The sequence below is a fragment of the Thioclava sp. 'Guangxiensis' genome (assembly GCF_045348365.1).
In the GTDB taxonomy this organism is placed as follows: Bacteria; Pseudomonadota; Alphaproteobacteria; order Rhodobacterales; family Rhodobacteraceae; genus Thioclava; species Thioclava kandeliae.
In genome coordinates, this window is record NZ_CP155823.1 from 717,581 (window position 1) to 739,305 (window position 21,725).

The 21,725-nt window shown below is 59.6% G+C and carries 20 protein-coding genes and 4 pseudogenes; 6 read left to right on the plus strand and 18 right to left on the minus strand.

From position 1 onward, the window contains the following. The first annotated feature begins 66 nt into the window (after positions 1 to 66). A protein-coding gene (locus tag ABEB22_RS16785) for an IS3 family transposase (RefSeq protein WP_349295493.1) occupies positions 67 to 1,193 on the plus strand; the annotation gives its coding sequence in 2 pieces (ribosomal slippage) (positions 67 to 331 and positions 331 to 1,193; 1,128 coding nt in all). 3 nt (positions 1,194 to 1,196) lie between these two features. Here ABEB22_RS16785 and ABEB22_RS16790 read toward each other — a convergent pair. Continuing rightward, on the minus strand, positions 1,197 to 1,358 hold the full coding sequence (locus tag ABEB22_RS16790) for a hypothetical protein (RefSeq protein WP_349295494.1): 162 nt from the start codon (positions 1,356 to 1,358) through the stop codon (positions 1,197 to 1,199). Positions 1,359 to 1,425: 67 nt separating this feature from the next. On the opposite strand from ABEB22_RS16790, the pseudogene ABEB22_RS16795 reads away from it, so the two are divergent. Further along, positions 1,426 to 1,764, plus strand: a pseudogene (locus ABEB22_RS16795) (transposase); the annotation flags it as partial. 174 nt (positions 1,765 to 1,938) lie between these two features. Here the strand turns inward: ABEB22_RS16795 and ABEB22_RS16800 are convergent. The 13 genes and pseudogenes from ABEB22_RS16800 to ABEB22_RS16860 form a co-directional block, all read right to left on the minus strand. Continuing rightward, positions 1,939 to 2,646, minus strand: coding sequence for an SDR family NAD(P)-dependent oxidoreductase (locus tag ABEB22_RS16800; RefSeq protein WP_339114755.1), 708 nt, complete (start codon positions 2,644 to 2,646; stop codon positions 1,939 to 1,941). Between the two features lie 11 nt (positions 2,647 to 2,657). Beyond that, positions 2,658 to 3,965, minus strand: a complete 1,308-nt coding sequence (locus ABEB22_RS16805; protein WP_349295495.1) for a TRAP transporter large permease — start codon at positions 3,963 to 3,965, stop codon at positions 2,658 to 2,660. A gap of 11 nt (positions 3,966 to 3,976) precedes the next feature. Continuing rightward, the gene (locus ABEB22_RS16810; protein ID WP_349295496.1) at positions 3,977 to 4,462 is read right to left on the minus strand and encodes a TRAP transporter small permease subunit; all 486 of its coding nucleotides are present in this window, start codon (positions 4,460 to 4,462) and stop codon (positions 3,977 to 3,979) included. Positions 4,463 to 4,511: 49 nt separating this feature from the next. After that, on the minus strand, positions 4,512 to 5,630 hold the full coding sequence (locus ABEB22_RS16815) for a C4-dicarboxylate TRAP transporter substrate-binding protein (RefSeq protein ID WP_349295497.1): 1,119 nt from the start codon (positions 5,628 to 5,630) through the stop codon (positions 4,512 to 4,514). A gap of 52 nt (positions 5,631 to 5,682) precedes the next feature. Further along, a complete protein-coding gene (locus tag ABEB22_RS16820; RefSeq protein ID WP_339114751.1) occupies positions 5,683 to 6,918 on the minus strand; it encodes an amidohydrolase family protein in 1,236 nt (411 codons plus the stop codon). 19 nt (positions 6,919 to 6,937) lie between these two features. Beyond that, positions 6,938 to 7,408, minus strand: a complete 471-nt coding sequence (locus ABEB22_RS16825) for a GAF domain-containing protein (protein ID WP_339114750.1) — start codon at positions 7,406 to 7,408, stop codon at positions 6,938 to 6,940. Positions 7,409 to 7,411: 3 nt separating this feature from the next. Next, entirely contained in the window at positions 7,412 to 8,722 is a 1,311-nt protein-coding gene (locus ABEB22_RS16830) for a TRAP transporter large permease subunit (RefSeq protein ID WP_339114749.1), read from the minus strand. A 6-nt stretch (positions 8,723 to 8,728) separates the two neighbouring features. Further along, positions 8,729 to 9,253, minus strand: coding sequence for a TRAP transporter small permease (locus ABEB22_RS16835; protein WP_349295498.1), 525 nt, complete (start codon positions 9,251 to 9,253; stop codon positions 8,729 to 8,731). A 116-nt stretch (positions 9,254 to 9,369) separates the two neighbouring features. Further along, positions 9,370 to 10,347, minus strand: coding sequence for a TRAP transporter substrate-binding protein (locus ABEB22_RS16840; RefSeq protein ID WP_349295499.1), 978 nt, complete (start codon positions 10,345 to 10,347; stop codon positions 9,370 to 9,372). Between the two features lie 228 nt (positions 10,348 to 10,575). Next, positions 10,576 to 11,268, minus strand: coding sequence for a TetR/AcrR family transcriptional regulator (locus ABEB22_RS16845; RefSeq protein WP_406871177.1), 693 nt, complete (start codon positions 11,266 to 11,268; stop codon positions 10,576 to 10,578). Positions 11,269 to 11,316: 48 nt separating this feature from the next. Further along, positions 11,317 to 12,446: pseudogene (locus tag ABEB22_RS16850) on the minus strand (IS3 family transposase). A gap of 189 nt (positions 12,447 to 12,635) precedes the next feature. Then, entirely contained in the window at positions 12,636 to 13,070 is a 435-nt protein-coding gene (locus ABEB22_RS16855; RefSeq protein ID WP_349295501.1) for a DMT family transporter, read from the minus strand. Then, positions 13,070 to 13,705 carry a TetR/AcrR family transcriptional regulator gene (locus ABEB22_RS16860; protein WP_406871178.1) on the minus strand — a complete coding sequence of 212 codons (636 nt, stop codon included), beginning with the start codon at positions 13,703 to 13,705 and terminating at the stop codon, positions 13,070 to 13,072. The genes ABEB22_RS16855 and ABEB22_RS16860 overlap by 1 nt, the downstream gene beginning before the upstream one ends. A gap of 312 nt (positions 13,706 to 14,017) precedes the next feature. Here ABEB22_RS16860 and ABEB22_RS16865 point away from each other — a divergent pair. Next, positions 14,018 to 14,320, plus strand: a pseudogene (locus ABEB22_RS16865) (transposase); the annotation flags it as partial. Here ABEB22_RS16865 and ABEB22_RS16870 read toward each other — a convergent pair. Then, positions 14,305 to 14,604, minus strand: a pseudogene (locus ABEB22_RS16870) (transposase); the annotation flags it as partial. The pseudogenes ABEB22_RS16865 and ABEB22_RS16870 overlap by 16 nt on opposite strands. A gap of 117 nt (positions 14,605 to 14,721) precedes the next feature. Continuing rightward, positions 14,722 to 15,627, minus strand: a complete 906-nt coding sequence (locus ABEB22_RS16875) for a LysR substrate-binding domain-containing protein (protein WP_339114743.1) — start codon at positions 15,625 to 15,627, stop codon at positions 14,722 to 14,724. 97 nt (positions 15,628 to 15,724) lie between these two features. On the opposite strand from ABEB22_RS16875, the gene ABEB22_RS16880 reads away from it, so the two are divergent. From ABEB22_RS16880 to ABEB22_RS16890, 3 genes are read left to right on the plus strand one after another with little or no spacing between them, the layout of a single operon-like run. Further along, entirely contained in the window at positions 15,725 to 16,009 is a 285-nt protein-coding gene (locus ABEB22_RS16880; protein WP_339114742.1) for a (2Fe-2S)-binding protein, read from the plus strand. After that, a complete protein-coding gene (locus ABEB22_RS16885; protein ID WP_349295503.1) occupies positions 16,006 to 17,385 on the plus strand; it encodes an NAD(P)/FAD-dependent oxidoreductase in 1,380 nt (459 codons plus the stop codon). The genes ABEB22_RS16880 and ABEB22_RS16885 overlap by 4 nt, the downstream gene beginning before the upstream one ends. A 43-nt stretch (positions 17,386 to 17,428) precedes the next feature. Next, positions 17,429 to 17,773 (plus strand): RidA family protein, encoded by a 345-nt coding sequence (locus ABEB22_RS16890; protein ID WP_339114740.1) that lies wholly within the window; start codon positions 17,429 to 17,431, stop codon positions 17,771 to 17,773. Positions 17,774 to 17,968: 195 nt separating this feature from the next. Here ABEB22_RS16890 and ABEB22_RS16895 read toward each other — a convergent pair whose 3' ends face one another. Further along, on the minus strand, positions 17,969 to 19,690 hold the full coding sequence (locus ABEB22_RS16895) for a hydantoinase B/oxoprolinase family protein (protein ID WP_349295504.1): 1,722 nt from the start codon (positions 19,688 to 19,690) through the stop codon (positions 17,969 to 17,971). Positions 19,691 to 19,693: 3 nt separating this feature from the next. Further along, positions 19,694 to 21,715, minus strand: a complete 2,022-nt coding sequence (locus ABEB22_RS16900; RefSeq protein WP_349295505.1) for a hydantoinase/oxoprolinase family protein — start codon at positions 21,713 to 21,715, stop codon at positions 19,694 to 19,696. Positions 21,716 to 21,725 lie beyond the last annotated feature (10 nt).

Here is a 21,725-nt window from a genome sequence, read left to right on the forward strand (position 1 = left end):
GTCTTGCCCCGCTGAAGTGGTCCACTTTTTGGGATAGTTTATCCCGCATGATGGAGGACTACTTAGATGGCAGGCAAGCGCGAGAAGCCGGAAGATATCGTCATGAAGCTGCGTCAGGTTGAGGTTTTGCAGGGTCAAGGCGCGAAACTGGCAGATGCGGTGCGCCAGATTGGCGTAACCCAACAGACCTATTACCGTTGGCGTCGTGAGTTTGGCGGGATGGACCGCGATCAGCTCAAGCGGCTGAAGGAGCTCGAGAAAGAGAATACGCGGCTCAGACGGGCCGTGTCGGATCTGACGCTCGACAAGCTGATCCTGACGGAAGCGGCGCGGGGAAACTTCTAAGCCCTTCGCGTCGCCGCCAGTGCATCGACCACATCCGGCAGGAACTCGGCATCTCCGAACGCCGCGCCTGTCGGGCGCTTGGACAGCACCGGTCGACCCAGCGCAAGATCCCAGTTGGTCGTCAGGATGAAGCTCTTTTGACGGCCGATATCACCGAACTGGCACGGCAATACGGACGCTATGGCTATCGCCAGATCACGGGCCTTCTGGTTCAGGCGGGATGGTGCGTCAACCACAAGCGGGTCGAGCGCATTTGGCGACGCGAGGGGCTTAAAGTCCCGCAAAAGCAGAAGAAAAACGGGCGGCTCTGGCTGGCGAATGGCTCCTGCGTGCGGCTGCGGGCCGAGCGGCCAAACCACGTCTGGTCATACGATTTCGTCCAGGACCGGACAGCGGACGGGCGGGCTTACCGCATGCTCAATATCGTTGACGAATTCACCCGAGAGGTGCTGGTGATCCGTGTTAAACGCAAGCTCAACTCAGTCGACGTCATCGACGCGCTGACAGACCTGTTCATCCTTCGCGGTCCGCCGGAGTTTATCAGGTCAGATAATGGCCCCGAATTCATCGCGACCAAGCTGCGCAACTGGATCGAGACGGTGGGGGCCAAAACAGCCTATATCGAGCCGGGGTCACCCTGGGAGAATGGGTATGTGGAGAGCTTCAACGCCAGACTTCGCAACGAGTTACTGGATGGAGAGGTGTTCTATACGCTGAGAGAGGCTCAGATCCTCATCGAACGCTGGCGCAAGCATTACAACTCGGTGCGCCCGCACAGTTCGCTGGGCTATCGCCCACCAGCACCAGAAAGCATCGTGCCAGTAGACCAAAGGCCCACGATGCACTAACTTTTAAACCGGACCACTAAAGTGGGGCAGATCAGTGGCGGGCACATGCCTCACCGCCAATCTGGCGAACCGCATCTGCCAGTTTCGCGCCTTGACCTTGGCACAGACCTCAACCTGACGCAGCTTCATTACAATATCTTCCGGCTTCTCGCGTTTGCCTGCCATCTAAGTACTCCTCCATCATACGGGATAAACTATCCCAAAAGATGGACCACTTCAGTGCGGCAAGACCAAACAGGCCATGCAACGGCATGGAAAATCTGAGATATTCAACACAGACCAGGGCAGTCGGTTCACAAGCCCGCGCTTCACGAAGATCCTGTCAGACGCCACTGTGAAGATATCGATGGACGGGCGAGGCCGGTGGATGGATAACGTGATGATCGAACGGTTCTGGCGGTCGCTGAAATACGGATGCGTCTATCTCAACGCGTTTGAAACCGGCACCGCAGCCCGGCACGGTATCGGGAAGTGGATGACCTTCTACAACACCAAGCGCCCCCATTCGACACTCGGTGGCAGAACACGCTTCGCGGCTCATCAAGGTCTCGATCTGAAGGCGGCAGCATGATCAACAGGCAAGCTTAGCGCCGCCGAAAAACTGTCCAAAAAATGGGGACCACCTCACTAAGTCGTTCGCCATCATATGGGCTAAGCTATCCCAAAAGATGGACCAATTCAGCGGGAAAAGACCAGCGGCGCTAGACTAAGCCACCCTAGGTTGCATGACCGCAGACAAAAACTGCTAGAAGATTCCGTCTGTCCGGCAATTGATATGGATTTCGGGCACCGAAGCGGTATTGGAAAGACCGATGGCCTCCATCACAAGGTGCGCTACTTCCTCGGGTTGGGTCATTTCGGCGGTGGGGCGTGCTCCCTTGGCGGCGGTTTCGCCCATATCTGTCGCGACCAGCCCAGGGCAGATAGCGGTGGCACGGATACCAGCATCCCAGCCTTCATAACGGAGGGCATGGGCCAGCCCGACCGCCGCGAATTTGCTGACCGAGTAGAGTCCGGATCCCGCTGATGCGACCCTTTTCCCCGAAAGCGAGCCGAGGATCACCACACGCCCGCGTCCCGAGCGTTGCAGCGCTGGCCATGCGGCCATAGCGAGGCGGCGTGGCGCCCGCAGATTGACCTCAAGCAGAAGATCGACCTCTTCCTCGGAGGCCTCGACGATGTTTTCGGCCGTGAAAAGACCTGCACTCGCGACAATTGCATCAATGCGGCCATGCCGTTCGATGACGGCTTGGGCCCATTCTGCTTCTGCCGCGCGGTCGGTTGCGTCATAGACGAAACTGTCGAGATGGTCGGAGGAAAGCCCCTCAGGAATGGCTGTCGGATTACGCAGCCCAAGGCAGATATGCCAACCTGCGGCTTGGGCGGCGCGCGCGATATCGGCACCAATTCCGCGCGAGCCGCCGGTGAGCATCATTGTTGGTCTGTCAGTCATCGTCGTCACTTTCAGTAAGCCAGAGAAGGTAGCCAGAGGCTAAGGGCGGGGAAGAGGATGAGCAGTATGAGCGTGCAGATATCCATCATGATGAACCACCATACGCCCTTGAAAATCTCGGGCAGAGTCACCTGATTATTGAGTGCCCCGTTGATCATATAGACATTCAGCCCGATAGGCGGCGTTACCAGCCCGATTTCCAGCAGCTTTACCACGATGATACCGAACCAGATTGCGTCGATCCCCGTGGTCTGCACCAGAGGCACCAGAATGGGCAGTGTAAGCAGCAACAGCCCGATCGAGTCGATAAGCATCCCCAGCACCAGATAGATCACCACCACTGCCAACAGGATCCACCACGTCTGGTCGGATACCGAAAGGATTGCGTTGGAAAACGCCGTGGGCAGGCCCGAAAGCGCAAGGAAACGCGTGAAGAACAGCGATCCGATCAGGATGATAAAGATCGATCCGGTAGAGATCACTGCTTGGGTCACGGCCTCGACGGTCGCTTTCCATGTCAGCTTGCGGCGCACGGCCCCGATGATCGCGGCGAAGAAGGCACCAAGGGCACCCGCTTCGGTAGGAGAGAATGCGCCGGAGAAGATGCCGCCGAGCACCAGCAGGATCAGCGTGGGAAGCGGCCAGACATCACGCAGCGCCTCGCGGCGTTCCTCATTTGTGGGCGGCGGCGGCGCAATACCTGCAAGCGCGGGGTTCAGTTTCACGCGGGTGATGATCATCGCCATATAGACCAGCGCCGAAAGGATGCCGGGGATGAAGCCCGCCATGAACAGTTGTCCCACCGAGACCTGTGCATAGACGCCGTAAAGGATCAGCAGCACCGAGGGCGGGATCAGCGACCCCAGCGTCCCCGAGGCCGCAATCGTACCGGTGGCAAGTCCGCGGTCATAGCCCTGTTTCAGCATCTCCGGCACGGCCATACGCGACATTGCCGAGGCGGTGGCAACTGACGAACCCGATGCCGCAGCAAAGAACGCACAAGCCCCTACCGAGGTGATCGCCAGACCACCGGGTAGACGCGACAGATAGAGCCTGAGCGACAGGAACAGCCCGCGCGTCATATCGGTCGAGGAACAGATGAAGCCCATGAGCAGGAACATGGGCGCGGCAGAAAGTTCCCACTGGCCGACGTAGTCGAATGGCGTTGCCGAGATCATGCCCCAAGCCACATTCATGTTGAACATCTGCGAGATGCCCACAATGGAGACCAACCCCAGCGCAAGGCCGATGGGTACGCGCACCGCGATAAGAACCAGCGCGACGACGGTCCCGATAATACCGATATCAAGATTGCTCATAGGGGGCCTCGTTACAGCGCGCGCTTCTGGGCGATGGATTTGAAAAGGTTTGACAGCACGGCCAGCCAGATTGCGGCAAAGCCTATCGGTAGCGCCCAGCGGGCGGGCCAGATGTAGAAGGTAAAATTGCTCATCGCTTCTTCGGCGCGGGTCGTGGCGCCGATCGCATCCTTCGCCGATTGCCAGAACAGCAAGCCGAAGAACCAGAGCCCCAGCACACAGGCCAGTACATAAAGCGCAAGCTGTACGCCCTTGGGCATCATCTGCGCGAACAGATCCACACGGATATGTTCACCGCGCAGCTCGACAAAGCCCAGGCAGAGGAAAACGATGACCACCATGTAGTAATAGGACACCACCTCAAGCGTCCCGATCAATCGACCGCCGAAGAAATAGCGTAGCCCCACCTCGATGGTGATATGTGCCATCATGATGACCATGAACAGGCAGGCAAGGGACATGACGGCTCGGTTGAGCCAGCGGATCAGGGCATGCATCTTCGGCACCTCCTAGAGACGGGGGCGGGGGAAGCCCCGCCCGCGCGGGTTACTTTACGCCATAGGTTGCGGGGTCGAGATCGCCATAGATGGTCTTCATGGCCAGATCGGTCAGCGCATCCTCATCGGTGGTGTCGACATCGGCCAGAAGCGCGGTCCATTTGTCCATCGTGGCACGGAAGTCGTCGATGACCTCTTTGCCATTCGTCAGACCGTAGGTGTCTTGTGCCTTGTCGTAGACCTCTTCGAGGGTCTTCTTACGGAAATCTTCGACCGAGGCCTTCAGATCGGCTTCGGGTTCGTATACTTCCACGCCTTTCTCTTTGGCTGTGACGAGCGCTGCTTCGGCCTGTGCCTTGTAATTGATGATTGTCCGCGCCATCGACCGCGCCGAGGCCTCCATCAGCACCTTACGCTCATCTGCCGTAAGGCCTGCCCAGAAGTCAGGGTTATAACCCCAGTTCGGGCCGGACCAATACATGCCGGTCGGCAACAATGTGGTGTATTTGGCGACTTCCATCAGCGAGCGGTCTACAAGATCGTTGGCCGCATTGGTTGCGCAATCCAGCGTGCCGCGTTCAAGCCCGGTATACATCTCGGAGGAGGGCACATTGACCGGCACACCGCCTGCTTCCTCGACCCATTGCGACACGGCCGATCCCGCCACGCGGATACGCTTACCCTTGAGTTCGGCCAAATTACGCACGGGTTTGGCACACATCAGGATATAGGGCGGGGTAGCATAGGCCCCGAGATAGACGATCCCCTGCTTTTTCCACTCTGCAAGCTGGGTCGCGTCATGCATCGAGAAATCCGCCACGGCGAAGATGGCCGCCACCGGATCGGAGTAGTTGAAACCCAGCTCCTGGACGGCATTGGCGACCGGCAGATCGGAAGGCGTATAGATCGCAGCATGGTGGCCCACCTGTACGACGTTGTCGCGGATCCCCTGCAGCGAGGCGCGCGGTGCCAGCAGCACGGTTCCGGTAAAGACTTGCGGGTTCAGATCGCCTTTGGACAGATCCTTCACGATTTCGGCCCATTCGGTATAGCCGTATTTCGCCAGCGGGTGCTGCGCGTCATAGAAGGTATTGGCGATGAAGTCTTTCGCCATGACGGGGCTTGCTAGCAGGCCAGCCAGAAGCGTGGTGGTCAGGAATTTTTTCATGAGGGATCTCCGATGTTGGAACATGCGGGCGGTTCGGGCCGCCCGCGTTTTCTTAAAGCGATGCGGCTTTTTTGATGGCGCGACCGCCCTGCATGATCAGAGGCATATGCGCACCCTGTTCGGTCAGCAGATCGAGGTTCTGAAGCGGATTGCCATCCACAGCAATGATGTCCGCATGGGCTCCGGCGGCAATGACGCCAACCTCGCCTTCCATGCGCAGCACTTTGGCCGCATCCACCGTGGCCGAGCGGATCACCGCATCTGCCGGGATGTAGCGCCCGCGCAGCGGGAATTCGCCAGATTGCTCGGTTTGCATACCGCCCAAGAGGTCCGAGCCATATCCCATGGTCACGCCCGCCTCATGCAGTTTGACCACACGTTCCAGCCCCGCCTCGCGTACATCGGCCACTTTGGCCACAGACTCGGGCGGTAGGCCGAACTCTGCCCCTTTGCGGGCCAGAAGGTCATAGGTGATATTGGTGGGCACGACGACCGCCCCTTCGCGGGCGACACGCTTGATGGTCTCGTCGCCAATCAGATTGCCATGTTCAATACAGGTGATGCCGCAATCAAGCGCGCGGATGATGGCCTTGTCGTCGTAGAGGTGGGCTGCGACATAGGTGCCAAAGCCATTTGCTACCTCGACCAAAGCCTTGAGTTCCTCGACCGAGAACACCAGATAGCCCACCGGATCAGACGGCGAGGAGACGCCGCCATCGGCCATGACCTTCAGGAATTGCGCGCCATTCTTCAGCTCTTCGCGGGCCGCACGCAGCAGTTCCGGCTTGCCGTCGCAGATCCGACCAAGCGTACCAAGCGCTTGCGCATACCAGCTGACATCGCGGTTGTCATAGGGGCCGCGGTAATCGGTATGACCACCGGTCTGGCTGAGCGCCTTGCCACAGATCACAAGGCGGGGTGCGGTGAAATGACCTTCTTCCACAGCCTGTTGCAGGCCACGATCAGCCCCCCCCAGATCGCGCACGGTGGTAAAACCGCGCATGATCATATTCTTCATCAGCGTCGAAGCCCGTGCCGCCACAAGCGAAGACGGCAGCGAGGCATTCAGTCCAAGATTGGCCGTCGAAGCGATGGTATGGACGTGGCAGTCGATCAAACCGGGCATCACGGTCAGCCCGTTCAGGTCCAGTTCTTCGGCGGCGGTGAAGCTGACCTCTGAGGCAACTTCTTTGATGCGGCCATCCTCGATGGCGATCTGCATAGGGTCGGTGGGGGCGGTCTGGGTGCCGTCAACGATACGGGCGTTCTTGATCAGAAGGGTCGTCATAGTCTGTCCTTTCGGGATGTCAGATCAGCGCGGGCGCAAGGCACTGTGCGATCAGGGTCATGTCGTCCATATCTTCGGGCGAATAGGTGTCGCGCGGTGCATTCAGTGACAGAACGCCCACACAGCGCCCCGCCCAGATGACGGGCGCGCAGGCGCAGGCTTCACAGCCTTTCGACAGGATCAGCTCGGCATCGGGGAAGGCCCAGCGGACATCTTCTTCCGAATTGCCCAGCCATGGCTGCCCGCCCTCCAGCACGATCTTGCCCCATTCGGTCAGTCCCATGGGTTTGAGGGTTCCGGTCGGGTAGTCCGCCTCTGACGAATGCATCCGCATCACATTGCCCGTGCCGGGGAGGTTTTTCAGCACCGTCAGAAAGCGGAAGCCGAAGCGCGTCTCGCACATCTCTTGCACTGCGCGATAGAGTGTGAAGGGCTGGCCCATCTGCGCGCTCGCGCGGATGAGGGGAGAAAGGTCAATCTGGGAAGTCATTGTTTATCCGTAGAAGAAGTTCGGTAGCCAGAGCGCGATCTGCGGGAACACGGCCAGAAGCGCGACACCCACAAGCATCAGAACGAAGAATGGGAAAGCGGCGCGGGCGACATAGCCGATAGACCGGCCCGAGATGCCCTGCAGCACGAAAAGGTTGAATCCTACGGGCGGGGTGACCTGTGCCATTTCGACCATCAAGACGAGGTAGACGCCAAACCAGATCGGATCAAATCCCGCCTGTAGCGCCAAGGGCAGCGAGATCGGCAGGCTCATCACCACGATGGAGGTACCATCAAGGAAGAACCCGAGACCAAGGTAGAACAACGACAGCACCACCAAGAGGCCCCATGGCGGCAGCTTGAGGGCTGCGATACCTGCGGCTACATCGGCGGGGATATGCAGATAGCCGATGGCGGTGGACATGAAGGCCGCAGTGATCAGGATCGAGCAGACCATGGTAGAGGTCCGTAGGCCACCCATGAGGGTTTCGCGTAGCAAGCGCAGCGATAGCTGTCCGGTGATCGCGGTCAGGAAGATCGCGGCAATGACGCCTACGGCGGCCGCCTCGGAGGGCGTGGCGATCCCGCTATAGATCGACCCCAGCACGATGGTCATAAGCGCCACCAGCGGCGTCAGATCCCAAAGAGCGCGCAGGAAGTCTACCGGCCGGCGTTTCTCGCGGGTGAGCGGCACGAGAGCAGGATTCATCTTGGCGCGGAGCATGATGTAGCTCGAATAGAGAGCGGTGATCATCAGCCCCGGCAGGACGCCCGCCGCAAAAAGCCGCGAGATCGACTGCTCGGCCAGAATGCCATAGACGATCATCACGATTGATGGCGGTATCAGAAGGCCAAGGCTTCCGGCGCCTGCCAGTGAGCCCAGCGACATGCGGTCATCATAGCCGCGCGCGCCCAGCTCTCGGGTGGTGATCCGGCCCACGGTGGCAGTGGTGGCAGGCGATGACCCTGACACAGCGGCAAACAGCGTGCAGCCCAACACATTGGTATGCAGCAGACGCCCCGGAACATAATCGACAAAAGGCGCCAGCCCGCGGAACAGGCGGGTCGAGATATCGGTTCGGAAGATGATCTCGCCCATCCAGATGAACATCGGAATGGCTGAGAGTTCCCAGCTGGAGGAATAGCGGTAGATGATGCCCGCCGCGATCGAGCCGATCCGCGACAGATCCATCCCGTGCAGGAAATAGAGAGCACTCGTGGCCACCAGCGCAAGGCTGACAAAGACCCATGCGCCAAAGCCCAGAAAAGCCAGCAGGAAGACAAGTGTAATGGTGGCGGTGAGAAGGGTATCCATGGGAGCTTACTCGACAGGGGTGGCCAGAGGCACTTGCGGCGCGGGCGAAGGGTGGCGGGTGATATGGCGCAGCCCATAGGAGAGAGCTGCCAGCGCAAAGAGGGCCAGCCCCACCGTCATCGCGGACTCGGGGATCCACATAGGCACAGCCGCCACCGAAGACGACACCGTGCCGCGTTTATAGGCACGCGCCACGCGGATCCAGAACATCCATGCAAGCCCCGCGGTTGCGGCAGAGGTTACCAGCGCGGAGACGGCGGACATCAGCTCTTGCACACGTTCGGGTAAACGGTTGGTCACCAGACCCACGCGGATCAGATCGCCCTGTTCCAGAACATAGCCCAGCGACCAGATCACACAGATCATCACGGCGTAGCCCACGAATTCATCCAGAACGAAGGTCGAGGTCTCGAAGAAGCTGCGCAGCACGATCTCGTAGGCGATATGGCCAACCATATAGACCAGTGCGCAGGCAGCGATGATGGCGGCCAGACGGCTGATACTATAGATGGCGGAATAGAAACGCTGCATGGCGGCTCCGGTCATAAAAGAGGCGCGGGGAAGAGCCCCGCGCAAGTCGGGGGAAGAGTTCGGGCAGATCCCGCACGAGGGGGAGGGCGCGGGATCTGCAATGGAGGCCAAAGCGCTTAGCGGGCTTTATAGGCGTCCATAATCGTGGTGGCACGAGTGCCGGTATCTTTGACCCACTGGTCGATGAAGGGCTGGGCCGCTTCGGTGAGCGCGGCAGAGAACTCGGGCGAGATCGTGTCGGTCACCGTCATGCCATGGCTGCGCATGGTCTCGAAATCCTTGGCAGTCGCATCGGCGAGAAGGCCCCAGCCGTAGTCTTCGGCCTCTTTGGCGGCCTCACGGACTTCGGCTTGTTCTTCTTCGCTCAGGTCCATGAACGCATCCATATTCACATGGATCGCCTGAAGCGAGGAGGCATAATTCACATTGGTGAAATTGGACTGCAATTCCCACATTTGCACACCTACGCCGCCATTGGGCGAGGTCAGCACCGCGTCAATCGCATTGGTCGACAGCTGCGCCGGCACATCCGCCCAGGAGATCTGGATCGGGAAGGCACCTGCGCTTTTCATGGTCTCGGTGGAGGCAACATCATAGGTCCGGACCTTCACGCCCTTGAGGTCATCGATCGATGTAAAGGCCTTATTGCCCCACAGGCCCGAGGACGGCCAGGGGGTCGCCAGCAGCAGCATCTGGTTATTATCTTCCAGAACCTTCTCGTATTCGGGTTTGGCCAGTTCATAAAGCGCATGCACATCGTCGGAAGTGGGCGCAAGGAAGGGTAGGGAGGATAGCTGGAAGATCGGATCGATGCCGGTCCAGAATACGAAGGCCGAAGAGGCCGCCTGCAATGCGCCGTCGCCTACCGCATCGAAGTTATCGACGCTCTTGTAGCCCAGGGCTGCGCCGTGATGCACGGTGATTTCCAGCGCACCATTGGTCTTTTCGGCAACGGCCTTGGCAAAGAAATCGGCGGTCTGCCCTTGCAGCGAACCTGCGGGATATTCGCTCGACAGATCCCAGTTCGTGGCAAGCGCGGGTGCCGCGGCGAGTGCAGCTGCCAGTGTCGTTCCAAGAAGCGTTCTATAGGTCATGGTTCGTCCCTGTTGCGGCCCGTTAGGCGGGCATTCCTTCGTGTCGTAGATATTATAACTTACAAACATCTCTGTCTGCATCATGCAGTCAGCTCTGTTCGTAAATCAAGCCCTGGCATGTGAAAATGCGTAGGATAAATGCCTGATTGACAATTTATCCCGTAACCATCTGTAAAAATTAGTTTATATACTGATTATTTTACGGGCAATTCTGCTCGTAAATGCTATTCAAGCCGATGAAGCCTTGCGGATGATCTGCTTCCATAGCGTGATCAGTTTGCTTGCGGTGTCTGGATCGGAATCGAAACTCTGGTGCATAGCAATGCCCCGCAGAACCGAAAGATGTAACTGAACATGCAGATCGGCTTCCGCATCTTCGACATCGCCACCGACAAGCTGCACGGTGATACGATCGCGTTTGCGGATCCAACTGACCAGTATGTCACGCAGCACATGGCCTAGTTCATTATCCTGTCGTGCGGCCAGCATCAGCTCCATCGCGGCTATGTACCGCCCGTCTGCAAAGATATTCTCCCATAGCGCATCGATAAGCTCGTCGACGCTTAGCTGGGTGCACTCGGGGTCCAGGCCGAAAGGGTACCCTGTGCGCCAACTGTTCACCAGTGTTTCGAATGCTGCAACGAGCATATCATTCCGCGTGGGGAACTGATGTGTCAGGGCGCCACGTGATACTGAGGCCCGCTTTGCAATCAGCGGCGTTGAAATCTGCTCATAGCCAAGCTCGGCGAGTGCCTGCAGGACTGCATCACAAACTTTTGCACGTGTTTCCTGCGAGCGCTCGGCCTGCGTGCGTCGAGGGCGTGTGACAGATTTGGCAGTTCCCTCGGGCTTCATCATATTTCCACGTTTTGAAAACTTACGAACAGATCTATCCGTTTGCGAATGGTCTTGCAAACCCATAGGGGTAATCCCCTTGGTCTGCCCCACTTGAGTGGTCCAGTTTAAAAATTAGTGCATCGTGGGCCTTTGGTCTACGGGCACGATACTTTCGGGTGCTGGTGGGCGATATCCCAAAGAGCTATGCGGGCGCAGCGTGTTGTAATGCTGGCGCCAGCGTTCGATCAGGATCTGGGCTTCTTTAAGCGAATAAAACACCTCCCCATCAAGCAATTCGTCGCGAAGCCTAGCATTGAAGCTCTCCACATACCCATTCTCCCAGGGCGATCCTGGCTCGATATAGGCCGTTTTGGCACCCACCGCATCGATCCAGTTGCGCAGCTTGGTGGCAATGAATTCAGGGCCGTTATCTGACCTGATAAACTCCGGCGGGCCGCGAAGGATGAACAGATCAGTCAGCGCATCGATGACATCGACCGAGTTCAGCTTGCGTTTGACGCGGATCACCAGCACCTGCCCTAGGTGTACTCATCGACGATATTGAGCATGCGGTAGGCTCGCCCGTCCGCGGTCTTGTCTTGGACGAAATCGTAAGACCAGACGTGGTTCGGCCGCTCGGCCCGCAGTCGGACGCAAGAGCCATCTGCCAGCCAGAGCCGCCCGCGTTTCTTTTGCTTTTGCGGGACTTTAAGCCCCTCGCGTCGCCAAATTCGCTCGACCCGTTTATGGTTCACGCACCATCCCGCTTGAACCAACAAGCCAGTGATCTGGCGATAGCCATACCGTCCGTATTGCCTTGCCAGTTCAATGATGTCAGCCGTCAGTAAAGCTTCATCTTGACGACTAACCGGGATCTTGCGCTGGGTTGAGCGGTGCTGCCCAAGGGCCAGACCAAGCACGGCGTTCGGAAACGCCAAGTTCCTGCCGGACATGGTCAATGCACTGTCGGCGACGCGAAGGGCTTAGAAGTTTCCCCGAGCCGCCTCCGTCAGGATCAGCTTGTCGAGCGTCAGATCTGATACGGCCCGTCTAAGCCGCGTATTCTCTTTCTCGAGTTCCTTCAGTCGCTTGAGCTGATCGCGGTTGATACCGCCAAACTCACGCCGCCAGCGATAATAGGTTTGTTGGCTCACACCAATCTGACGCACGGCATCCGCCAGCTTCGCGCCTTGATCCTGCAAGACCTCAACCTGACGCAGCTTCATGACGATATCTTCCGGCTTCTCGCGTTTGCCTGCCATCTAAGTAGTCCTCCATCATACGGGATAAACTATCCCTAAAAGTGGACCACTTCAGTGGGGCAAGACCAAATGCGGGCGCATCTTTGCGGCCATCATCGACGTAGTGGAAGCGCAGCCCATCGACAGGCTTGAAACGTTGCGCAAAGCCTTCGGGAGCGGGGGAAAGTGTTATCGATGTCATGGGAAGTCCTATCGAATGAGAACCGCACCACCGAGCAACATGCCGTCGGCCAGAAATCGTTGAAGGGTCAGCGGATGTTGCGACATGTCGAACATTCCAAGGCGGTCAAGCAGAAGCGAAAACACGACTTGCCCGGTGATCACGAGCGCGACCATGCCAGCGGCACCAAAGCGCGGCGTCGCAAAGGCTATCCCCGCCAGCGTGATGACGCCACAGATCCCGCTCGCCCAGGCCCAGAGTGGCAGCGCAACGAGGTCAACCGTTCGGGGCAATCCGCGTGTCAGGTAAATGCCTGCCCCGAACAACAGGAAAGCCGAAAGTAGCGCAGAGATGCCGGCCGCCCAGAAGGCCGATCCCAGAGCGCGCGCGAGCTTGGCATTGAAGGCGCCCTGCAGTGGTAGCATGGCACCTGCCAGCAGGGCAGAGAGGATAAGAAACGGCATCAGGCTCGCCCGAGAAGCCGGAGCGCGCCAGCGACAAGGGTCCCGCTGTCCATTTCCATGAGCTCGACCTTTCCCAAGATGCGCATACCCTGTTGCATGGCAAGCAGCAAGGCGGCGGTCGTGGCAGGGTCGACTTCTTTTGAAATCGAGCCGTCGCTGTGCCCCTCGTTGATCAGCTGCTCCAGCCGGTCCCGTCGCGTCGCCAGCTGATTGCGCAGTATCGTCGCTGCATCGCCGACAAGGTCCAGATCAGCCACTCCGGAAACGACCATGCAGCCTAGACGCCCATCCCGGCCCTGGCTCAACGCGGCAAAGATCCGTAGCAGGGTGGCAACCTTCTGCCGTGCATCTGACTCGGCACTCAGGCGTGCGTCGATTTCGGCTTCGCGCAGGGCGATGTAGCGGGCCAGCGCGCAGGCGAAGACGCCCTCCTTGCCGTTATAGGCTTTGTAAATGCTGCCGGTCGTCAGCCCGGACGCCGTCTTCAGATCGGACATGCTGACCCCGGCAAAGCCTGCAGCGCTGAACAATGCGATTGATGCATCGAGGAAGCGGTCTTCGTCGAAGGCTCGAGGTCTGCCACGAGGGCGTGTTTCTGGTGTGAGACCCATAGAGTTACCTTTTTTAGGAGTCATTCGTTTCCTATTTGTAAGTTGCAGTCTTTCTGGCCAATTCAAGAAAATTTTCAGCGGGGGCGTCGAACAGCGCCAGACCCTCGTTTGCAAGCGGGACCGATTAGCAGCTGTGTCCGCAATGCTGACGTCGAGCAACTGGGTCGTGCCGCATAGTGCCACAATGGCGGGTTCAGCGAACTGCACCGCCGGATAGAGCAGCCCGATAAATGTCCGGATAGGGCCGAGATCCCTAATAATGATAGAGGGGCTAGGGTCAGGACCTATTAACTTTTGCGGTTGAGTCTGGATTTGATTGATCCGGAGTTGAATGTCATGAGTAATCTGTTCTGGCTGACTGAAACGCAGATGGAGCGCCTTCGACCCTATTTTCCGAAAAGCCGCGGGCGGCCTCGCGTCGAGAATAGGCGCGTGTTGATTGGGATTATCTTTATTAATCGCAATGGGTTGAGGTGGTGCGACGCGCCCAAGGAATGCGGCCATCCCAAGACACTCTACAATCGTTGGAAGTGGTGGAGCCGGATGGGTGTCTTCGCTCGGATCATGGAAGGGCTGGCGTCTGGGAAGGCCGACACTCGAACGGTGATGATTGATGCGACATACCCGAACGCGCATCGCAGGCTCGACGCCGTGCGGTGTGCCTTGAGATAGGTCGTATCGATCATGATCGTCTTGTGATCGGCGCGCTTGGCGGCCAGGCCCACCATGATCCTGGCGAACACGCCATTGTCGCTCCAGCGCTTCCACCGGTTGTAGAGGGTCTTCGGCGGGCCATGTTCCTTCGGCGCATCACATCAGTGCTACCCGTTGCGATTGATGAAGATTATGCCGCTCAGAACACGACGGTCATCGACGCGGGGCTTCCCATGGCTCTTGGGAAAGAACGGTTTCAGACGCTCCATCTGGGCGTCGCTTAGCCACTAAAGATCGCTCATCGTTCAGGTCTCCTTGCGAATCCTGAATCATGCCATGCATCCGAAATCAATGGGTCCTGAGTCTAGAGGCGTATCCGTCTCCGTTCAGGTGGTAGACATATAGGTTGCGAGCTGGCGGTCGAACGCGTCCAGAAACGCGTCCAGATCGCGGCCGAGAAGCGTGCCGCGCGGGCGAATGATAGAGAAGCCGAAGCTGGTCCGTGCCTCGAATGGTCGTGTCACCCCGCCCGCAGCCGCGTGCAGCCGTCCGGTGCAGGGGTCGGCCACCGAGACCCCCAGACCACGCAGCACCAACTGCGAGGCCAGTGTCGCCAGATGTGAGCGCACCACCACTTCGGGCGGAGTATTCATCTGGCTGAAGGCGCGCTCCATCATCACGCCGGTGGCGGTCGTGTCGTGATATCCGATCACCGCGTGGCCAACAAAATCCTCGAACCGGATTACGTCGCAGGCGGCGAGGGGGTGGCCTGCAGGCATCAGGCAGACATAGGGCAGGTGAACATTACGGATCAGATCGATGTCGTGGGCATGGCGGGTAGGGGCGGTAAATCCAAGCTGACACTGGCGGCTGGCGACCTGCCTGATGACATTGTGGGTCTGCATCGAGTTCAATGTCACGCGGAAATCGGGCTGATGGGGCAGGAGATCGGCCAACGTATCGGCAAGGATCGAATGCGCCAGTGCCGGCATCGCGGCAATCGAGACGGTCGAGCGCCGCCCCAGCCGAATATCGCGCGCGCTTTTCTCGATTGCGGTAAGTCCCACGAAAGAGCGGTTTACCTCGATCGCCAGCTCATGGGCCTCGGGCGTGGGCACGATTTTGCCACCGAAGCGGGTGAAGAGCCGCAGGCCCGTGCGCTCCTCAAGATCGCGGATCAACCGGCTAACGGCGGGTTGCGAGACATTCATGATTTCGGCCGCTCCCGAGACGGAGCCGCATTCGAGGACAATTTGGAAGGCTTCGAGGGCACGTTGGGAGAGGTAGGCCATAATATTTCCGCATAAGGGTGGAGATTATTATTATTTGATTTATGGCGAGCGAAGCAAGGAGAATAGGCTAAACACTGCTATTCAAGGGCCTTTTCCGATGTTTAAACGGCTGACGCCGCTCGCCGATCCTGTGCGCTTTACCTTCGAGGGGCGCGCCATCGATGCCCAAGCGGGCGATACCGTGGCCGTAGCCCTCCTAGCGGCGGGCGAGGGCGTGTTCCGCATCACTCCGCAGAGCGGTGTGCCGCGAGCGCTGTATTGCGGGATGGGCACTTGTTTCGATTGTCTGGTCACCATTGACGGCATACCCAACCGACAATCCTGCATGGTCAAGGCGACCAAGGGCATGGTCGTAACCGTGCAGAACGGGGCGGCAAAATGACCACCACAATCGATCTGTGTATCATCGGTGCAGGGCCTGCCGGAATGGCCGCCGCCATTGAGGCGTGTGCCTTGGGGCTGTCGGTCCTCGTTCTTGACGAAGCGGCTGACGCAGGCGGCCAAATCTGGCGCGATATCGCACGGGCCACGTCCCAGCGTCTGAGGAGCCTTGGCCCCGATTACGCCAAGGGCCGTGTGCAATATGACGTTTTCAAGGGCTGTGGCTGCGACTATCGCCCCTCCAGCACCGTCTGGCATATCGAGGCGCTGGAGCCGGGCTTTAAGCTTTCTGTCTCGGGGCCGGCAGGCTCCTACACTGTCGATGCCACGCGGCTTCTTGTGGCGACCGGTGCGCTGGAGCGTCCGATGCCGTTGCCGGGCTGGACCCTGCCCGGGGTGACGACGGCAGGCGCGCTGCAGATCTTGCTGAAATCCTCAAGCGTTGTAGCGCCCGATGCGGTTCTGGTAGGCGCGGGACCGCTTCTCTACCTTATCGCCTCGCAGATGGTGGCGGCGGGCCAACCGCCGCGCGCTATTGTCGAGACTGTGCCAAAAGAGAACTGGCGCAAGGCCTTGCCGCATGTGCCGCGCGCGCTTGGTGCCTTGGGCTATCTGCGCAAGGGGCTTGCCATGAAACGGGTGCTGGCCCGTGCGGGTGTGCCCATTCATAAGGACGCGCGCGATATCACCCTTGAAGGGGCAGACGCGCTCGAGGCAGTAAGCTTTACCAGCGGGGGCCGCAGACAGCGGATCTTGACCACCAGTGCCGCGCTCCACCACGGTGTTATCCCCAATGCGCAGATCACACGTCTGATGCGTTGTGACCACCACTGGGATGCCGGGCAGCACTGCTTCCGTCCGGTGCTGGATGACTGGGGCGAGACGAGCTGCAAGGGGCTCTATGTGGCAGGCGACGGCGGCGGTATCTTTGGCGCGGCCTCGGCAGTGCTGTCGGGCAGGATTGCGGCCATCGGGATTGCCCGTGCGGCTGGAAAGTTCGCGGGCAATGCAGTCCCCTTGCGGACAGCCCTCGCGCGAGATGCCCGTATACGCCCCTTCCTTGAGACGCTTTACGCGCCTGCCGCGCAGGCACTGGTCCCGCAGGATGATACGCTGATTTGTCGCTGTGAGGAGATCACGGCAGGGCGTTTGCGTGCCGCGATTTCTGCCAATGCGCCTGGTCCGAACCAGCTCAAGAGCTTCCTTCGGGTGGGCATGGGCCCCTGTCAGGGCCGTGTCTGTGGGCTGGCAGTGACACAGATGATCGTAAACCAGCGCGGGATCGCGCCCGATCAGGCGGGCTATTTCCGCATCCGTCCGCCGCTGAAGCCGCTCAGCCTTTCCGAGCTGGCCGCCATTAATCCCGACAGCCCATAATGCGGCTGTCTTACTACCCCCGACAATTCAAGGAGAAGAAGCAATGATTACGCGCCATATTCCCGGAAAGATCCACCATCGCATCGTTGAACATGGCGATACTGTCTATATTGGCGGTCTCGTCGCAAGCGATAAAACTAAGGACATGAAAGGGCAGGCGGAAGAAATCTTTGCCAAGCTCGATGACCTTCTGGCTCAGGCCGGAACGTCGAAAGACAAGCTTCTGCAGGTCACCATTTTTTCGGCCGCATTCGGAGAAAAGGATGCGTTCAACGCGGCATGGACAGAGTGGCTCTCGGCCGAGAACTTTCCCGTGCGCGCCTATATCGGCGGCGCGGAACTGTCCAAAGGCACGCTGGTCGAAGTGACAACCATCGCTGCCAAATAGACTTTACACGAAGTCCCCTGTTGTCCCCCTTTCCTTGTGGAAGGGGGATTTTTATGTGCTTTTACAGCGGTATGTGCCGTGCCCGCGTGCGATTTGGCTCTGCCAATTTTCTATATTGCGCAGACATTCATGAAGGGCATAAAAAACCACCGCCCCGAAAGGCGATGGTCCTGTGCCCTTGTGAGGGGTGGGAAACTATGCGGGTTGGCCAAGCGCCTTTGCAACGAGAGCCGCTCCGTAAAGCGTCTCGGCATAGGCTTTGGAAATCCGCTGGTCCCGCAGGTCACGGCCAAGGGCTGCCGGATCGCGGGCTGCAGGGTCACCGAAGCCCCCGCCCCCCGGCGTTTCAAGACGAATTGTCTCGCCCGGGCCCAGCGGCAGCCCCGAGATCATCGGGCTAAGTTCGCGGGCCCGATCGGTGCCAGCATTCTGCACCAGATGTGCAACGCGGCCCTCGGTGCCACCGGCAGCACCCGGTGCGCCTTCGCGGTGCCCATCCGAGCGCGCGGTAAAGATCACCCCTCCATTGGGAGCCGAAATTTGACGCGCGATGCCCATACCTCCACGGTATTTGCCTGCGCCCGTGCTGTCCTCGACCAGCGCATATTCATCGACCACCAGATCATATTCGATCTCCAAAGGCTCGATCGGCAGGTTCGAAGAATTCGTCACATGGACATGGATCCCGTCCATCCCGTTGCCTTGATAGCGGGCGCCCGCACCGCCGCCGATGGACTCCAGATAGACATAGCCCTCTTCACGGCCACGGCGTTTGCCCGCAAAGACCATGACCGGCACGATGTCCTGCCCTGCGGCTTGTGCGCGGTCTTCGGGCAGAAGCTGCGAGAAGGCGCCGATCAGCGCGCGCACTACTTTGTTGCAGGTGATCGAACGCGCGCCGGTGGCCGCAGGCTCGACGGGGTTGAGAAGGCAGCCCTTGGGCGCCGAGATCTCGACCCCCTCAAACATACCGGAATTGGGCAGAAGGTAAGGATCAAGCAGGGTCTTTACCACATAATATACGGAGGCATTGAGTGCTGAGGCCACCACATTCAGCCCACCTTTGGCCTGCGGGCCGGTGCCCTCGAAATCAACGATCAGCCGGTCGCCCTTCACAGTGACATTGGCCTGGATCGGGACTTCGGTCTCGTCCACGCCGTCGCCTTCGATCTTCGAGCGGAAGCTGGCACTGCCATCGGTCATCTCGATGATACGGTTGCGCAGGCGCTGTGCGGTATAGATGAAGAGATCCTCGACTAGCGCATCAATCTTGTCTGCGCCAAGCGTGTCGGCCAATTCCCGCATCAGTCGCGCACCGCGCTCATTGGCTGAGGCCTGCACCTTGATGTCAAGCCAGCGCTCTTCAGAGGCGCGCGAATTGAGCGAGATCAGCCGCAGAAGATCCTCGTCCAGAACGCCCGCGCGGAAGAGTTTCATCACCGGCAGCCGCAGGCCTTCCTCGAAGATCGAGCGCGCCCCACCATGGATAGAGCCCGGCACGGTGCCACCCACATCGGAATGGTGGCCGATATTGGCGGTGAAATAACGTAGACGCCCGCCGGTAAAGACAGGAGTAACTACCGATATGTCGGGCGTATGGGTGCCACCAGCAACATAGGGATCGTTGCAGATGAAGACATCCCCCTCGACCATGGTCTCGGCGGGATAAGCCTCAAGCACGGCCCCCACCGACCCCATGAGCGAGCCCAGATGCAGCGGGATATGGCTGGCTTGCGCGATCAGCCGCCCGTCGGCCGAGAAGAGCGCCACCGAGCAATCCTTGCGCTCCTTGATATTGGAAGAGAATGAGGCGCGGATCATCGAGGTTGCGATCTCGTCTGCCACAGCCAGCAGACGGTTGGTGAAGACCTCCATCGCGATGGGGTCTGAAAGGGCGGGGCGGTTTTGTTCTGTCATGGCTCAGACCTCAATGATCATGGTGCCGGTAGGGTCGACATAGAGTGTCTGGCCCGGTTCGACGATGGTTGTGGAGGACATTTCCTGCACGATAGCGGGGCCTACGAATTTCTGCCCGACGGGAAGTTTCGCGCGCTCGTAAAGCGTGGTTTCGAACCAGCCGCCGCCGAAATAGACCTGACGGGTGCCAAGCACCGGATCGCCGTCTTCGGCGGCATAGTCGCTTTCGGGGCGGGCGGCAGAGGCACCGGTGACCGACAGGCGCAGGTTCACAATCTCAATGGCGCGTCCGTCGATATCATAACCGTATTCCTGCCGGTGGGCGGCAAGGAAACCTTCGACGAATTGCGCGAACTCGGCACCTTCAGCCAGTACGACCTGCACCTCATGGTTCTGCCCGTCATAGCGCGCATCGACCACATATTCCATCGAACGCGCTTCGGGGGGGATGCCCTCATTGGCTAGCCAGTCCTGCCCGTCTGCTTCCATCTCGAGGAATTCGCGGGCGATTTCGGCCCAGCCGGTTTCCGAGGCGGTGCGCACGCCGGTGCGCACGAAGTCGAAACCTACATCTGACAGCAGGATCCCACGGGCGCACATCGTGCCGGGTTGGGCGGGCACGATCACCCGTTTCATACCGGTCTCGACGGCGACAGCCGAGGAATGCAGCGGTCCCGCACCACCATAGGAAAACAGCGCGAAATCTGACAGCCTATGGCCTTTTTCAGTAGAGACCGCGCGGATTGCACGGCCCATATTCGCGACGGCGATATGCAAGATGCCAAGCGCTGCCTCCTCGACGGAGATCCCGAGAGGCGAGGCGATCAGCCGGTCGATCGCCTCTCGGGAAGCGTCCTTATCCACGGTCATACGACCTGACAGAAGCGTATCTGCATCCAGCCGTCCCAATACCAGATTGGCATCGGTGGTGGTGGGTTCCGTGCCGCCCTTGCCATAGGCCACGGGGCCAGGGAAGGCGCCCGCCGAGCGTGGGCCGACCTTCAGTGCGCCCGCATCATCCAGCGCGGCAATCGAGCCGCCACCCGCGCCGATCACATTGATATCCAGCATCGGGCAGCGCACCGGATAATCGGCCACCAGTCGCGAGGTGGTAAATGCCGGACGACCTCCGCACACCAGCGACACATCGGTCGATGTGCCGCCTACGTCATAGGTGACGATATCGGGGAAGCCCGAGGCCATGGCGACCTTGGCCGCCCCCACCACTCCAGCGGCAGGCCCCGACAGGCAGGTGCGCACGGGGAAGGCGCGAACCGTGTCGATAGACATCAGCCCGCCGTTGGAATGGATCGTGCGGGGTCCGGTCTCGAAGCCGACGTCTTCTAGGCGGGAGATGAACCGTTCGAGATAGCGGTCCATGCGCGGGCCGACATAGGCATTGATCACGGTGGTCGAGAAACGCTCGAATTCGCGGAACTCGGGCAACACGTCGGAGCTGATCGAGAGATAGGCGTCGGGCAGTTCGGCGCGCACCAGTTCGGCCGCGCGGCGTTCATGGGCGGGATTGCGATACGAATGCAGGAAGCAGATTGCCACTGCCTGAACCCCCGCTGCGCGCAGCGCACGGGCAGCGGCGATGACCTCGGCCTCGTCCAGCGGCATCAGCACCTCGCCATCGGCATTCAGACGCTCGCTAACCTCGAGCGCCACATAGCGCTCGACCAGCGGCTCCGGTTTGGTAATCGAATAATCAAACAGATGCGGGCGGGTCTGGCGCCCGATCTCCAGCACGTCTCGCGCGCCTTTGGTGGTAATCAGGCCTGTGGGCACGCCGCGACGCTCGATCACCATATTGGTGGCGACCGTCGTGCCATGGCCCACGAACTCAAACTCGGTCGCGGGGATGCCCAGATCCTCGACGAAATGGCGAAGCCCGGTTTCGATAGCCTCCGACGGGTCATGCGGTGTCGAGGAGGTCTTGAAATGGGTGGCTGCGCCGCTGGCCGTGTCGATTGCGGTGAAATCGGTGAAGGTTCCGCCGACATCAAAGCCGATACGATACATGAGAGTGCGT

What these genes read in the sequence shown, in the direction of transcription:
- ABEB22_RS16820 (WP_339114751.1), bottom strand. Translation starts at nt 6,918, where the DNA reads ATGACGACCCTTCTGATCAAGAACGCCCGTATCGTTGACGGCACCCAG.
- ABEB22_RS16885 (WP_349295503.1), top strand. Translation starts at nt 16,006, where the DNA reads ATGACCACCACAATCGATCTGTGTATCATCGGTGCAGGGCCTGCCGGA.
- ABEB22_RS16790 (WP_349295494.1), bottom strand. Translation starts at nt 1,358, where the DNA reads ATGGCAGGCAAACGCGAGAAGCCGGAAGATATTGTAATGAAGCTGCGT.
- ABEB22_RS16810 (WP_349295496.1), bottom strand. Translation starts at nt 4,462, where the DNA reads ATGCATGCCCTGATCCGCTGGCTCAACCGAGCCGTCATGTCCCTTGCC.
- ABEB22_RS16805 (WP_349295495.1), bottom strand. Translation starts at nt 3,965, where the DNA reads ATGAGCAATCTTGATATCGGTATTATCGGGACCGTCGTCGCGCTGGTT.
- ABEB22_RS16875 (WP_339114743.1), bottom strand. Translation starts at nt 15,627, where the DNA reads ATGGCCTACCTCTCCCAACGTGCCCTCGAAGCCTTCCAAATTGTCCTC.
- ABEB22_RS16825 (WP_339114750.1), bottom strand. Translation starts at nt 7,408, where the DNA reads ATGACTTCCCAGATTGACCTTTCTCCCCTCATCCGCGCGAGCGCGCAG.
- ABEB22_RS16890 (WP_339114740.1), top strand. Translation starts at nt 17,429, where the DNA reads ATGATTACGCGCCATATTCCCGGAAAGATCCACCATCGCATCGTTGAA.
- ABEB22_RS16835 (WP_349295498.1), bottom strand. Translation starts at nt 9,253, where the DNA reads ATGCAGCGTTTCTATTCCGCCATCTATAGTATCAGCCGTCTGGCCGCC.
- ABEB22_RS16900 (WP_349295505.1), bottom strand. Translation starts at nt 21,715, where the DNA reads ATGTATCGTATCGGCTTTGATGTCGGCGGAACCTTCACCGATTTCACC.
- ABEB22_RS16815 (WP_349295497.1), bottom strand. Translation starts at nt 5,630, where the DNA reads ATGAAAAAATTCCTGACCACCACGCTTCTGGCTGGCCTGCTAGCAAGC.
- ABEB22_RS16895 (WP_349295504.1), bottom strand. Translation starts at nt 19,690, where the DNA reads ATGACAGAACAAAACCGCCCCGCCCTTTCAGACCCCATCGCGATGGAG.
- ABEB22_RS16845 (WP_406871177.1), bottom strand. Translation starts at nt 11,268, where the DNA reads ATGGGTTTGCAAGACCATTCGCAAACGGATAGATCTGTTCGTAAGTTT.
- ABEB22_RS16800 (WP_339114755.1), bottom strand. Translation starts at nt 2,646, where the DNA reads ATGACTGACAGACCAACAATGATGCTCACCGGCGGCTCGCGCGGAATT.
- ABEB22_RS16880 (WP_339114742.1), top strand. Translation starts at nt 15,725, where the DNA reads ATGTTTAAACGGCTGACGCCGCTCGCCGATCCTGTGCGCTTTACCTTC.
- ABEB22_RS16830 (WP_339114749.1), bottom strand. Translation starts at nt 8,722, where the DNA reads ATGGATACCCTTCTCACCGCCACCATTACACTTGTCTTCCTGCTGGCT.
- ABEB22_RS16860 (WP_406871178.1), bottom strand. Translation starts at nt 13,705, where the DNA reads ATGACTCCTAAAAAAGGTAACTCTATGGGTCTCACACCAGAAACACGC.
- ABEB22_RS16855 (WP_349295501.1), bottom strand. Translation starts at nt 13,070, where the DNA reads ATGCCGTTTCTTATCCTCTCTGCCCTGCTGGCAGGTGCCATGCTACCA.
- ABEB22_RS16840 (WP_349295499.1), bottom strand. Translation starts at nt 10,347, where the DNA reads ATGACCTATAGAACGCTTCTTGGAACGACACTGGCAGCTGCACTCGCC.